Origin of the sequence: Nostoc sp. (genome assembly GCF_036919675.1) — a bacterium.
Lineage (GTDB): Bacteria > Cyanobacteriota > Cyanobacteriia > Cyanobacteriales > Nostocaceae > Nostoc.
The window spans coordinates 290038-304496 of sequence record NZ_JBALCP010000037.1 but is presented as its reverse complement, the minus strand read 5'-3'; the positions used below and the strand labels follow the sequence as shown (position 1 = coordinate 304496).

Below are 14459 nucleotides of genomic sequence, written 5' to 3'. Positions count from 1 at the left end.
TTGGTGATCCACTAATTAATCAGTAATTTAAGCAATGATTCGCGTCAGTTTAATGAACTAACGATAATTTTGATAACTCTATAGCTATGGCGCAAGTCTTGGGCAGAAAAAAGCCATAAGGGAGTTGCGTAATCATAGCTTTTTAAGCGTGGAATATGCCTTTTGGCATATTAGCTCAGAGCGATCGCGCCAAGCACAAATACTGAAAGAAGCTGTGGGTAGAACCAATGCTATCAAATACTCAAAACAAGGAAACAGTTCCTCTTTTCGGATTTCTAAATAAATCTTAACAACTTATTAAAATTCAAATTTTTTGTAGATACTCAGGTGGGACATGATCCACTAACCAAACACCATTAGCAGAACAATAGAAAATGTAACCCGCCTGATGCATTGCCGCAGCATACACAACAAAAACTACTGCTTTTCCATGTCTTGCACCAACAGTTTGTGCTGTTGCAATATCCTTTGATAAATGGACATGATGTCGTAACATTTTGCAAAGTCCTGTTTGCATAATAGCCTTTACAGATTTGTGTCCCGTACCGTGATAAAGCTCATCTGGGGGAACAACAGATTCTAATTGTAAATCTACTTTTACACTATGTCCTTGGTTCGCACGAATCAGAGTCCCTGTAGAATCAAAAGAAAACCGTTGTTTCTCGTTAGATTCAACTACCGCCTCTAATTCCTGACGGTTAATCGGAAACTTGTTTTTAGCACAAGCAGTAAGTAGTTCATCAACAGCAACCCAACCAGCAGGAGCAAGTTTAATTTCAATTGCATCCGGTGTATGTCGCAGATATTTACTGAGATATTTGCTGATTTGGACGAGGCGAGAATCACTCATTTGATTGTGTTTGTCATCTTTATACTACAATTATAGTTATTTGTGTAACATAAAATTTCATTGATGGTTTGACTATGTGGCAATTGCCAGAATTTGTCTTCCCATCATGGCTAACGCCACTCCAATCATCACCATGAGTGTCACCTTCCCACCAGGAACGAGTGATTGATTTATACTATCTGAGTTTTGTTGTTCTTGACGTTGCTTCCAACTCATTAACGCCGGAATAATTCCACCTAGAACTGAGATACAAAATGTTCCAGTGTAATCTAAGGCAGTAAAAAAAATGGTGGGATTGAGTGTTCCCAGAGTCATAGGAGGGAAAAGAACCAGCGAATAGAGGGATAGGCGACTAGAAAGTTTGCCCTGTGTAATTAGGAAAATATCTTTGAACACATCCAGCAACCCGTATACAAATCCAATGAATGATGTGACGATCGCAAACTCTGAAAAAATAGATACTAGCACTCCTAACCATTCCCCCGCACCACCTGTTCGGAGAATTTGCAACGGGTCAAAAACAGTTCTACCATCAGATGTGTCATGTAGGATATCAGGACTGACGCTTCCTAAAATTACGGCATTCCACGCCAAGAACATAATTAGAGGAATCACAGAACCAATAAAGATGGACTGACGAATTTTGTGGGCATCCCCTTCGAGTTGCGTCACAACCAGCGGCACAACGTTTTGGAAAAATAGCGCCACAGACATTACTGAAATGGCACTACCAAGGGCACTCCAATTCTGAAATAATAGTTGGGCACTCTGAATGTGCCCTCCTACCAGAAACAATAGTCCCAAGAAGGAAACGATAACAATTCCGACAAAGGCGCTGTTTAATTTCTCAATAAACTTTTCTCGCCCAAGATACATAATGCCACCAAATAAGAGCGTGAAAGTCGTTGTGCCCACCCACTTTGACAATATCTGCACACCCCAGACTTTTGCTGCTGCAGATCCTAAAATCTCTCCACCTTCAGTGATGTATGCCACCAAGAGAGCATAGTGCATGAATAAATATGCGCCGCCAGCAATTCGCCCTCCCAGCTTACCAAGGATCTTCTCAACAACTCCCAAAAAACCTATACTCGGACACCCTTCTGTTCGCATCGTGTTTAAGATCACTTCTGCAACCAATAACCCTGAAACTAAAGCGTAGAGCCAAACAGCAATCAGCCCAGATGTGGATGGCACAATACCAGACGGCAAGGTAACAGCTGGTAAGGCGAGAATCCCAGCCCCAACGGTGGTTCCCGCAATCAATGCAGTACTTCCCAATACGCTACCCGGTTGATGATTGAGTTTCTTTCCATCAAATTCGAGATGAGAAAACAACCGAGTGATTTGCTCTGAATCTTTGAGAACAGTCTTTATGGCAACCATACTGAATATCTATACTTAAATAAAATTAACACTATTAACATATGTAAACATTATTCATAAAAACCCTGAGGTTCCTGCTTTTTTAACCAAATTTTTGTGGTAAGTAAGCGTAGGCGTAGCCCGTCGTAGACATCGCTACTTGATCATCAACACAACTTTTAGACTATAAATGTCACTTGTAGCACTTGATTAAGTTTTACTTTGGGCAAATGCATCCGTGCGATCGCGCCCTCTCCCCCAATGCCGTAGCCAATCGCCCCAAACCATCGAACCCCTCAAGAACATCAAGAGCTTTGCTGACATTGGCTATTGGATTGACATTGGTCGCGTTGGTGGTAAATCTTGTGCCAAGATTCGCTGTCTGAGCAATTTGTTAGAAAAGCCAGTGTAAAGGGAACACTTCATACAAGACCCTGTGCTGAAGAATGATTGTCATTTTTTTAACAGATTATCGGGTTTTAGTAAGGACAAATTAAAACTCCTTTGACACAATAGTACAGAAACACAGAGGTATCTAATATTCTCATATGTCCGTACATATGAGTAAATAGTTAATAAGTATAAAAATAACCTAGTAAATTACCCAAGTCCCTATGAACACCAACAACCCTTTGCAGACAATGCAAACAAGTTTCCATACAGCTTTAGGCGCTGTTAGTGAATTTACTGCCCTACTTCAAGAACCCCAAAAACTCACAAATTACCTTACCCAAATACAACAAAAACCAGATCAATTGTTCCAAGATTTAGCGGTAAAAGGCAAAAAGATGGAACAAGATATGAGTAGTTTTTTCAAAAATTACTTTTGCGGAGGTGGTAACAAATCATCATACCCCAAATATATAGAACGAGCAGATGGACAGGCGTTTAATCAACCCTACGAAATCAAAGGGACAAAAATGTATGGCTTTGTCGTTGAAGGTTCAATGGCGAAGTTGCAAGAAGTGTGTGATAAATATCTCAATGATCCTAATAACGGAGAGATTGAATATCGCCCAGCAATGAACTATCTCATCTTGACGTTCAACAAGATAGATTCTTTAAGTTCTATTTATCCCCCCGACTATGACAAAGGAACTGTGCATGAAGAAGAAGCCATCTTTTGGATGTTAACAGTAGTAGGTAAAAGAGTCGGGCCTTTATTCATTGCCGAACGCCTAGCTTGGTTCATGCCTTACTTGTACGTGAATAATTCTCCCATCCTAGTTTCTGGTAGAGAAGTCTACGGCTTCTTTAAACAACTTGGCACACTTCAGATTCCTGACTTAAATCAAGAACCGGATTTATTAACCGTAGACACCTTAGTATTTAAAGAGTTTTCTCCGACAAGTCAATCTCTAGATGCACGTCTGCTGGAAGTTCAACGCATCAGTACAGGAGATAAACATCAAGCTATCAAAACATGGGACACTTTTGAAGAAGCAACAAGCGCGATCGCTAGCTTATTATTTAACAATGACGAAATTCTGATTCCTGGCTTACAGTTACCCTTTAATCTCCTCGAATATCTCCTAAACAGAGTCGTCCCTCTGGTTACCCTAAAACAAATCCGCGACGTAGAAAACAGTAAAAAAGCCTGCTATCAAGCACTGATTGAATCCCCCATGCAATTACAAACCTTCTATGGTGGAAAACTCTTTGGATTCAATGGTTTTGGCGATCAATTTCAATTAAAAATCAATAATTTTGCTAGCCAACCAATCGTCCAAGACTTAGGACTAGACAAAGGTTATCCCGCAGGTAGCAAATCAGTAAATATCCCCGTAAAGCTTGGTTTCGTCCTGCATTTCGACTTCACCCTCAAAGATGGAAAAACCGTTTGGCAAGCACCATAGAAAAATTAGTGAGTGCTGTTAGTGGATAGCTATGGTTTAGCCCATACTGATTAAATTATCTCCCCTATCTTCTGTTTTCTTGTTCACCCTTAGCACGCAAAGAAAAACAAATATGTCTGAAATTTTTAAGCCAAAAAAGATCGCTATCTTAGGCGGTGGAATAGCATCATTAACCACTGCCTATGAATTAACCAGTCAAGCAGGGTGGGATAGTCTCTACGACATTACTATTTATCAAACAGGTTGGCGTTTAGGTGGTAAATGTGCAACTGGACGCAATATCAAACCTCATGCACCTGATTATGAACCAGACTACCGCATCGAAGAACATGGACTGCACATTTTTTTTGGATTCTACGAAAATGCCTTTCGTCTACTGAAGCAATGCTATGACGAACTTGGTGGCAACGGGCCTTTCAGCACCATAGAAGACGCATTCAAACCCCACAGTTTCATCGTCTTAGAAGAATACATTAATCAAAATTGGGTAACTTTGCCTTTTAACTTCCCTACCAATTCTCTAGTTCCTTGGGAAGGTGGCGATATTTATTCTCTTTGGGAACATATTTGCAGTACCATCAAATTCGTCATTCAGACCTACGCAGAAATTGATAATTACGACCAGTCCTATGCTTTTAAAAGTTCCTCAGCATCTATTGCCAAACAAATAGCATTAGGCAAAGAGGTAATAGAATTTTTCTCAGATAGTAGTCTCTTGCAATTTCCTAGCCAGTTGATTCAGTTATTTTTCCAAGAACCTAATTTTTGGGGAAAATGGCTTAACAATATCAACCAATACATTGGCGAGATCCTCCAAGACCTAGACTTGAATTCTGAAGGAATGTTCTTAAAACTTGCCTATAACCTAGCTCAATCACTGCCTGAAAATATCAAAACTCATAGACGTGAACATCACCAGTTAATTCTTAAGCTAATAGACCGTTTTAAAGAACACTTGAGCCATCAGTTAGAATCTAAAAGCGGGCAAAATCCTGAAATCTTTTGGCGTTTAACACTCATCGACCTAGCATTAGCAAACATCCAGGGTTTATTTGTAGATGAGGTAATTCATTTTCGTTCCCTAGATAGTTTAGATGAGTACAACTACATAGACTGGCTACGAAAACACGGAGCTAGAGAATCAAGTGTTAAATCAGCATTTATTCGTGTCTTATACGATTTAGTGTATGGTTTTCCAGAAGGTAATACCAATGAACCGCAACTAGCAGCAGGAACAGCTATCCGTATCCTCACCACGATGTTGTTCAAATACAATGGCGCAATCATGTGGAAAATGCAATCAGGGATGGCGGAGGTAGTCATCACTCCACTATATGAAGTGCTAAAGCGTCGCGGTGTAAAATTTAAGTTCTTCCATGTTGCCAAGCAGTTGCACTTGGATAAAGATCAGCAATCAATTGCAAGTATCACTTTGGCTCGCCAAGTAAATTTAAAAAACCCAGAGCAAGAATATCAACCACTCATCAAAGTTAAAGACATTCGTTGCTGGCCTAGTGAACCTCTTTATGATCAGATTGTCGATGAAGAAGCCCAAAAACTCCAAGACCAAGAAATTAACCTTGAGTCATATTGGACACCTTGGCAGAATGTAGACAAAATCACCCTCACCAAAGGCGATGATTTCGATATTGTCTTGCTGGGAATTTCTATAGCCGCCTTACCCTCTATTTGCGGTGAATTGCTCCATGCCAAAAAAAATCCAGTGCATCAAAAATGGCACGATATGCTAGCTCAAGTTAAGACAGTAACTACTCAAGGCGGACAAATATGGCTTAAGCCTACCTTACAGCAATTGGGATGGCAACAATCTAGTCACGTACTAGGAGCTTATATTGAACCACTCGATGTTTATGCAGATATGAGCGAGTTAATAGTACGAGAAAATTGGCCTTCTCAGCATTATCCTTACACTGTAGCTTATTTCACCGGCGTAATTGCAGATCCAGGTATTCCTCCCCACACAGAATATGATTTTCCAGCCAAAGCCCAAAAAAAAGTAGAGCAACAAGCAATTCACTTCCTCAATAATTACATCGGACACCTTTGGGCTGATCCTACTCACCCCAAAAATCCCCAAGGTTTGAATTGGAATTTACTAGTAGATTTTCAAAACCGTCAGGGAGTAGAACGCTTTAAAGCTCAATACTGGCGAATTAACATTAACCCATCAGAACGCTATGTACTTTCTGTACCTGGAAGTACCAAGTATCGACTCAAAACTGATGAGTCTGGCTTTGATAACCTTTACCTAACTGGCGACTGGATTAACAACGGTTACAATTCTGGTTGCGTGGAAGCTACAGTAATGTCTGCAATGCAAGCAACGCGAGCTATTCTACACCAATGCTTCCATATAAAATACACCAAAGAAATTATTGGTGAGTGGGATTCTTGGTTGTAAAGGTATATTCAAATTAATCAGGTGCATTTTGATAAACTCAACAAAATTTAGGATTATCTAGATTGCCAAAACCTAGATTATTTGGTGGTTATATACATTTTTAAAGCTTGTTGCATGACCGACTTTAAAAATATATTTACTATCTGAATAATCGGATGAGCATTTACCTAATTTGAAAACTTATTTTAAGTATTAATATAACAAATGATTACATTATCTAATTACCAAATTATAGAATTAATTTATGAAGGAACCAAAACTACTGTTTATCGAGCCAGTAGAAATAAAGATAGTAAACTAGTAGTTATTAAACTTTTAAAAACAGAATACCCTGAGCTAAAAGATATAGCGGCATTCAAACATGAATATGAACTGCTCAAAAATTTAGATATCCCAGGAGTTATTAAAGCTCATGGCCTCGAAAAATACAACAATGGTTTTGCCATTGTGTTAGAAAATTTTGATGGGACTTCTCTCTCCAAAATGATCCAGGTAGAAAAAATAGAGTTACTTGATTTTCTCAATATAGGCATTCAAATTACCCAAGCTTTAGGTGAATTACACAAAAATTGTATTATTCATAAAGATATTAAACCACAGAATATTATTGTTAATTTAGAAACTCATCAAGTTAAAATTATTGATTTTTCTATCTCATCATTGCTTTTTCAAGAAAAACCCAAACTCAGTAATCCTGATTTGCTTGAAGGAACTCTAGCCTATATGTCTCCACAGCAAACAGGAAGAATGAACCGAACAGTTGATTACCGTACAGACTTCTATTCGTTGGGTGTAACTTTTTATGAAATGCTCACAGGTCAGTTACCGTTTCGAGTAATTGATCCAATGGAGTTAGTTCATTGTCATATTGCCAGACAACCTACAACAGTAGATCAGTTAATCCCAGAAATTCCTCAAGTAATTTCTGCAATTATTATGAAATTACTCAGCAAAACTGCTGAGGAAAGATATCAAAGTGCTTTTGGGATTAAAACTGATTTAGAAAACTGTCTCAATCAGTTAGAGCAAACTAATTCTATAATCGAATTTTCGATTGGTCAGCAAGATCAGTCTAGCCAACTACAAATTCCCGAAAATTTGTATGGACGAGAAGCAGAAATAGATATCTTAATGACTGCTTTTGAAAAAGTTAATCAAGGCAATAAAGAATTAATATTAGTTGCTGGTTATTCGGGTATTGGTAAATCAGCATTAGTGAATGAAATCCATAAACCTGTTATCAAAAAGAAAGGCTATTTTATTGCTGGTAAATTTGAGCAATTTCAGCGCAATATTCCTTATGCTTCCCTGATTCAAGCATTTCAAGAGTTAATGCAGCAATTACTGACAGAAAGTGAAGCACAACTAGCAACTTGGAAAGTAAAACTTTTAGAAGCTCTAGTCCCAAATGCTCAAATTATTATTGATGTTATTCCTGAACTAGAGCTGATTATCGGTAAACAACCAGAAGTACCACAACTAGCTTCAGCAGAAGCACAAAATCGCTTTAATTTGGTTTTTCAAAAGTTTATCAATTTGTACGCTCAAAAAGAGCATCCATTAGTTGTATTTTTAGATGATTTACAATGGGCAGATTTAGCTTCATTAAAATTAATTCAGTTATTAGCTACAGATACTGACATTCAATATTTATTGATAATCGGAGCTTATCGAGATAATGAAGTTGATACCAGTCATCCTTTAATGTTAGTTTTGCAGAAAATTGAGGAAAATAGTATCTCTGTCAAGATTATTCATTGTCAAAATCTAAAAATTCCTGATGTTTATCAATTAGTTAGCGACACTCTAAAATCTAGTTTAGAGAACTCTCAAGAATTAGCACAATTAATTTTCAATAAAACTGCTGGTAATCCGTTTTTTATCAATCAATTAATTAAATTTATTCATCAAGAAAATCTACTTTATTTTAACTTTGTTACTGGTCAATGGCAATGGGACATTCAGCACATTCAGAGCCTAGAAATTACTGATAATGTTGTTGAATTAATGATAAATAAAATTCAAAAACTCAAAGACACTACACAAAATATTTTAAAAATAGCTGCCTGTATTGGCAATCGATTTAATTTAAATATACTCTCTTGTGTTAACGAAAAATCTCATAATGACACAGCATTAGATATTTGGGAAGCACTACAAGCTGGTTTGGTTATACCTTTAAGTGATAGCTATAAACTACCACAGCTATTAGATAATGTTGATATTTTTGTAATTGATTATAAGTTTCTTCATGATCGTGTGCAACAAGCAGCTTATGCGTTGATACCCGATGAGCAGAAAAAGGAGATTCACTTAAATATTGGTAGGCTCCTATTAAAGAATATTGACGAAAGTTTAATAGAAGAAAAAATCTTCGATATTGTTAACCAGTTAAATATCGGTGCTGAACTAATTAATTCTCCAAAAGAAAGATATAAACTAGCTGAGTTAAATCTTATTTCTGGACATAAAGCAAAGAATTCTGCTGCTTACGAATCTGCTGTAAAGTTTCTTAGAAAAGGTCTAAGTTTACTTGCAGTCGATTGTTGGCAAACTCATTATGAATTAACTCTTGAGCTTCATGTAGAAACTGTAGAAGCAGAATATTTAAATACAAATTTTGAGCAGGCAGAAGCATTATTTATCAGTGTTATAAGTAACAGTAAAAGTATTCTTGATGCTGTTAAAGTATATGAGAAAAAGATTCAGTTTTATGTAGCTCAAAATCGAATGCGAGAAGCATTAGATTTAGATTTGCAGGTGCTAGAGATACTAGGAGTTTCATTGTCTCAAACTCCACCAGCAGAGCTAACAATTGAAGAATTAGTCAATCTGCCAGAAATGACTGATGCTCATAAGCTAGCTGCGATGAGGATACTAATGACAGCCATGCCTCCCGCTTATTTAGCAGATCCTGCACTTTTACCACTGATTGCTTTTACGATGGTTGATTTATGTGTGCAATATGGCAATTCATCTTTTGCAGCTTATGCCTATGGTTTTTATGGGTTAATTTTATGTGGACCTCTTAAGGATATTGAATCAGGATATCGTTTTGGTAAATTATCTTTACAGATTTTAGATCAATTTAACGCTAGAGAAATTAAATCTAAAGTTTACGCCTTATTTAATATTTTTGTTAGACATTGGAAAGAACATATTCAAGCAACTATAGAACCTTTAGAAGATGGTGTTCAAAGTGGTTTAGATACAGGGGATATTGAGTATGTGGGTTACAATGGGTTATTAGTTTGTTGGCATCCTTTTTGGATTGGAGAAAATTTAGAGATTCTTGAAGAAAGACTTGAACAATATATAAATTTAGCACACAAAATACAGCAAGAACATTTTACAGTTTGTTTGCTTATCTTAAAACAGATGGTAATTGAACTAGTCCAAGGACAGGATAACAAATCTTACTTAGAAGGTGAGAGTTTTAATGAATTAGTAATGCAGAGAATGGCAGGAAATATTACAGCCATCTTTTATGCTTATCTTGCCAAAAGTATTTTAAGTTATTTCTTTAAAGATTATGGTCAGTCTATTAAAAATGCTCAATTAGCACAACAGTATGAAGTTGCAGCTAGTGGAACTGCTTATTTACCTCAATATAAGTTTTATTATTCTCTAGCATTGTTGGCTTTATGTTTAAATACTACTTCCCAAACAAATATAAAAACTGTTATGGATAAAGTGGAAGACAATCAAAAACAATTAAAAGAATGGGCGACTCACGCACCTGTAAATAATCAGCACAAATATAAACTAGTAGAAGCAGAAAAAGCACGATTTTTAGGACAAGCATTAGTAGCGATGGAACACTATGATCGTGCAATTCAAGGTGCTCATAATTCTGGATATATTCATGAAGAGGCGCTAGCTTATGAATGTGCAGCAGAATTTTATCTTAGTCTAGGAAGAAATGAATTTGCTTCGCTATATATGACAAAGGCACATTATGGTTATCGTTGTTGGGGAGCAGGTGCTAAATTTAAGGATTTAGAATTAAAATACCCAGAATTAATTACTAAGATTTCCACTCACTCTCAAGTAGGGTTTACAAGTAATACTATTACTACTTCCACTATCAATGAAAAGTCAAGTGGACTAGATTTACTCACAGTTATTAAAGCATCACAAGCTTTATCAGAAATAATTTTATTGGAAAACTTGCTAGAAAACTTAATGAAAATTGTGATTGAGAATGCTGGCGCTCAGACTGGTATTTTGCTTCTAGAGAAAGGAGGAAGGTTATTTATTGAAGCTCAAGCAAGTGTAGAACAAGACGATTTAACTGTTGGTCAATCAATACCATTAGAAAATAATCAACAATTACCTATATCTGTAATTAATTATGTTGCAAGAACCCAAACAGATGTAGTTTTATCTGATGCCACTAACGAAGGAAGTTTTACGATAGATCAGTATATTATTGACCATGAAATCAAATCGCTTATGTGTACTTCTATCGTGAATCAAGGAAAATTAATTGGTTTACTTTATTTAGAAAATAATCTAACAGTGGGAGCATTTACTTCGGATAGAATACGAATATTAAAAATCCTGTTTTCACAAGCAGCTATTTCTTTAGAGAATGCCCGACTCTACGCAAACTTAGAAGAGAAAATACAGGAAAGAACTAGGGAATTAAATGAAAAAAATGTGCGATTAAAGCAAACGCTGCACAAATTAAAACTAACTCAAAGCCAGCTTATTCAAACAGAAAAAATGTCCAGTCTTGGGCAAATGATTGCTGGTATTGCTCATGAAATTAATAACCCTGTAAATTTTATTCATGGCAACCTGGATTATATTGAAAATTACACACAAGATTTACTTAATTTAATTAATATTTATCAAAATCTCTATCCCGATGTCACACCAGAAATTGAAGAGATTTTAGAGAATATTGATGTTGATTTTATTAAGGAAGATATGCCTAAAACTTTATCTTCTATGAGAATTGGCACGCAACGTATTGAGGAAATTGTGCTGACATTGCGTAATTTCTCTCGGTTAGATGAGGCTGACATGAAACCTGTTAACATTCATGAGGGAATTGAGAGTACCTTATTAATTTTGCAAAGCCGTCTTCAAGCCAAACCAGGTAAGCCTGCAATTGAGATTATCAAAAATTACGGTGATTTGCCAAAAATTGAATGTTATGCTGGGCAACTCAATCAGGTATTTATGAATATTCTGAATAATTCGATTGATGCTTTGGAAAAGTTCAATCAGGAAAGAAAAACAGAGGAGATTAAGAGTAATTATAGTGCGATCGCTATTCGTACCCAAGTAGTCAATCCTGATTTAATCGTCATTTCCATTAAGGATAATGGGGTAGGTATGAGTGATAGTGTTAGACAAAAAATATTTGATCCTTTTTTCACTACTAAACCTGTAGGACAAGGTACTGGTTTAGGATTATCAATCACTTATCAAATCGTAGTAGACAAACATCACGGTAGAATAGAGTGCATTTCTGCACTTGGAAAGGGTGCAGAGTTTATCATTCAAATTCCCTGTTGGCAAAAGCGGGTAATCTAGCATAAGATGTGTCAACCAAAAATCTATGCACAGATTAATATTTCCAGGTTATGACCATTTGGATCGTAAAAATAGAAACCACGCTCTCCTTTCTGGGTTAACAGACACTTGATAAATTGGGCAGTGCATACTCGGTTCAATACAATCCTACAGAAAACAATTTACCAACTTGCGCCAAATCTACATTTCCACCGCTGATGATCACACCAATCCTCGCCTCTGGTGCTGTCACCACACCTTCTAGTAAGGCTGCGGCTGCGAGGACTCCGGTGGGTTCAACTACAATTTTCAGACGTTCCCACAAAAAAAACATGGTGCGAAGAATCGCTTCTTCAGATACCGTCACCATATCATCAACATAATGCAGCACTAAGGGGAAAGTAATTTGACCAAGGCTAGGAGTCCGCGCACCATCGGCGATGGTATCAGGATTGTTGACAGTTTGCAGCGTTTTGGTGTGAAAAGAGCGGGTAGCATCGTCGGCAAGTGCTGGTTCTACCCCGATTACTTTACAATTGGGTAACAATGCTTTGGCTACGATCGCACAACCGGAAAGTAATCCCCCACCGCCACAACAAACTAATAGTAAGTCCAATTGACCAACTTCTTGGATCAGTTCTAAAGCAGTTGTCCCCTGTCCGGCGACTACATGGGGATGATCGTAAGGGGGAATGAGTGTCAAAGAACGCTCCTGTGCTAGATTTTGGGCTAATTCTTCCCGGTTTGTGGCTTGGTGATTGTACAAAATTACCTCTGCACCATAGCCACGAGTCGCAGTTTGCTTAACAGCGGGAGCATCATCAGGCATGACAATGGTGGTGGGAATATTTAGTAATTGTCCAGCTAAGGCGATCGCTTGGGCATGATTTCCCGATGAATAGGTGAGAACGCCTGTTTGTTTTTGTACTACCGATAGTTGGGCTAGGGCATTGTACGCCCCTCTAAATTTAAATGCCCCGGTGCGTTGAAAGTTTTCGCACTTAAAGAACACTTGACTATTGGTGCGATCGTTAACAATTCTAGAAGTCAGCACGGGTGTGCGGTGGGCAATGCCCAAAATCCGCTCTTGTGCTGCTTGCACGTCAGTTATAGCAACGGAATTATGCTGTGGCATAGATGACGATATGAAATATTCTTGCTCTTGTTTATCTGGATACAGATTTTTATATTTGCGCTTAATATGCTGGATTGAAACATACTCATTTCAGGTGGATAGCATCATTCTTTGTCACCATAAAAATAGCTACAGCAAATATTATATATTGCTGTAGCTACTTTTATAAAAGTTAAATTCATTAACTCAAATTAGTCATTTTTGTAACATGAATCAAACATCTGAAAGTCGGCGAAAAAAAACTGCTCTAATTACAGGAGCGGCTAGTACAGCGCGGCGGAAATAAACAACCCATTCCAAATCAACGAAACGCTTACGCTGTATTCATTTTGACTTTTGACTTTTGACTTTTGATTTCCGCCTTGCGGTACTAGTGGGATAGGCTATCAATTAACCCATATTTTTGCTCGTCATAGTTATAATCTGGTGTTAGTGGATAATAATGAAGAAAAACTTAATGAAATTATAGATGAATTTCCGCAAAAATTTGGTATTTTTGTGAAAATTTTTGCTAAGGATTTATCTATCCCAACATCCCCAGAAGAAATTTTCACCGAACTACAGCAAGCATCTATCAAAATTGATGTGCTGATTAACAATGCTGGCTTTAGTACTTATGGAGCATTTAACGAAACAGACCTCACCATTGAACTGAAAATGCTACAGCTAAATATAGGGAGTCTGACTCATTTAACTAAGTTATTCCTCAAGGATATGATCGAGCAAAACTATGGAAAAATATTAAACGTGGCCTCATCCGCTGCTTTTCAACCAGGGCCTTTAATGGCAGTTTATTTCGCTACTAAAGCCTATGTTTTATCATTTTCAGAAGCGATCGCTAATGAATTAGAGGACACAGGTGTCAGCGTGACTGTTCTTTGTCCAGGACCACCAGCATCGGAATTTCAACAAACAGCTGCAATGGAAGATTCAAAGATTGCTCACATTAAGAGAATGATGGAGACGGAAACTGTTGCTAGGATTGGTTATCGGGGCTTAATGACAAACAAAACTGTTGTCGTTCCTGGGATGAAAAATAAGATATTGACTGAGAGCGTCAGATTTACACCCAGAAATTTAGTCACAAAGGTCGTCAGAAGTATGCAGGAACTCAAAAAAAATAGGTAGCCCGATATCCTATACTATTTTCGGCATTGCAGGGGAGGCAGTGCGTTGCTTGGGTTCCCCGCGTTGTAGCAACTGCCGTGAGGCAGGCGGGAATTTTGGAAGTTGCTAAATCATCCCGCTTTCTTTGCAACCGCCCTATTTTCAACTAAATCGCGGCAGTCCCTTTCCTCAACCCAA

General features: G+C 37.5%; 8 protein-coding genes. 5 read left to right on the top strand and 3 right to left on the bottom strand.

What is annotated here, in order from left to right; all coding sequences use genetic code 11:
- Positions 1–304: 304 nt before the first annotated feature.
- Entirely contained in the window at positions 305–850 is a 546-nt protein-coding gene (locus V7K49_RS07840; RefSeq protein ID WP_335205109.1) for an RNA 2'-phosphotransferase, read from the bottom strand.
- 72 nt (positions 851–922) lie between these two features.
- Positions 923–2236 carry an amino acid permease gene (locus V7K49_RS07835; protein WP_335205108.1) on the bottom strand — a complete coding sequence of 438 codons (1314 nt, stop codon included), beginning with the start codon at positions 2234–2236 and terminating at the stop codon, positions 923–925.
- A gap of 217 nt (positions 2237–2453) precedes the next feature.
- On the opposite strand from V7K49_RS07835, the gene V7K49_RS07830 reads away from it, so the two are divergent.
- The 4 genes from V7K49_RS07830 to V7K49_RS07815 all read left to right on the top strand — a co-directional run bounded on the left by V7K49_RS07830 (position 2454) and on the right by V7K49_RS07815 (position 12040).
- On the top strand, positions 2454–2627 hold the full coding sequence (locus tag V7K49_RS07830) for a hypothetical protein (RefSeq protein ID WP_334864587.1): 174 nt from the start codon (positions 2454–2456) through the stop codon (positions 2625–2627).
- A gap of 202 nt (positions 2628–2829) precedes the next feature.
- The gene (locus tag V7K49_RS07825; RefSeq protein ID WP_335205107.1) at positions 2830–4071 is read left to right on the top strand and encodes a hypothetical protein; all 1242 of its coding nucleotides are present in this window, start codon (positions 2830–2832) and stop codon (positions 4069–4071) included.
- Positions 4072–4183: 112 nt separating this feature from the next.
- Positions 4184–6493, top strand: coding sequence for an NAD(P)-binding protein (locus V7K49_RS07820; RefSeq protein ID WP_335205106.1), 2310 nt, complete (start codon positions 4184–4186; stop codon positions 6491–6493).
- A gap of 204 nt (positions 6494–6697) precedes the next feature.
- Positions 6698–12040 (top strand): trifunctional serine/threonine-protein kinase/ATP-binding protein/sensor histidine kinase, encoded by a 5343-nt coding sequence (locus tag V7K49_RS07815; RefSeq protein WP_335205105.1) that lies wholly within the window; start codon positions 6698–6700, stop codon positions 12038–12040.
- A gap of 136 nt (positions 12041–12176) precedes the next feature.
- Here V7K49_RS07815 and V7K49_RS07810 read toward each other — a convergent pair whose 3' ends face one another.
- Positions 12177–13154: a threo-3-hydroxy-L-aspartate ammonia-lyase gene (locus V7K49_RS07810; protein ID WP_335205104.1), complete on the bottom strand. Its 978-nt coding sequence runs from the start codon at positions 13152–13154 to the stop codon at positions 12177–12179.
- Between the two features lie 378 nt (positions 13155–13532).
- Between V7K49_RS07810 and V7K49_RS07805 the strand changes: the two genes are divergently transcribed.
- Positions 13533–14282, top strand: coding sequence for an SDR family NAD(P)-dependent oxidoreductase (locus V7K49_RS07805; RefSeq protein WP_335205129.1), 750 nt, complete (start codon positions 13533–13535; stop codon positions 14280–14282).
- The last annotated feature ends 177 nt before the right edge of the window (positions 14283–14459 follow it).

Bases quoted from the DNA above. Each gene is read 5' to 3' on its own strand.
- V7K49_RS07815 (WP_335205105.1), top strand. From the start codon at position 6,698: ATGATTACATTATCTAATTACCAAATTATAGAATTAATTTATGAAGGA.
- V7K49_RS07810 (WP_335205104.1), bottom strand. From the start codon at position 13,154: ATGCCACAGCATAATTCCGTTGCTATAACTGACGTGCAAGCAGCACAA.
- V7K49_RS07825 (WP_335205107.1), top strand. From the start codon at position 2,830: ATGAACACCAACAACCCTTTGCAGACAATGCAAACAAGTTTCCATACA.
- V7K49_RS07835 (WP_335205108.1), bottom strand. From the start codon at position 2,236: ATGGTTGCCATAAAGACTGTTCTCAAAGATTCAGAGCAAATCACTCGG.
- V7K49_RS07840 (WP_335205109.1), bottom strand. From the start codon at position 850: ATGAGTGATTCTCGCCTCGTCCAAATCAGCAAATATCTCAGTAAATAT.
- V7K49_RS07820 (WP_335205106.1), top strand. From the start codon at position 4,184: ATGTCTGAAATTTTTAAGCCAAAAAAGATCGCTATCTTAGGCGGTGGA.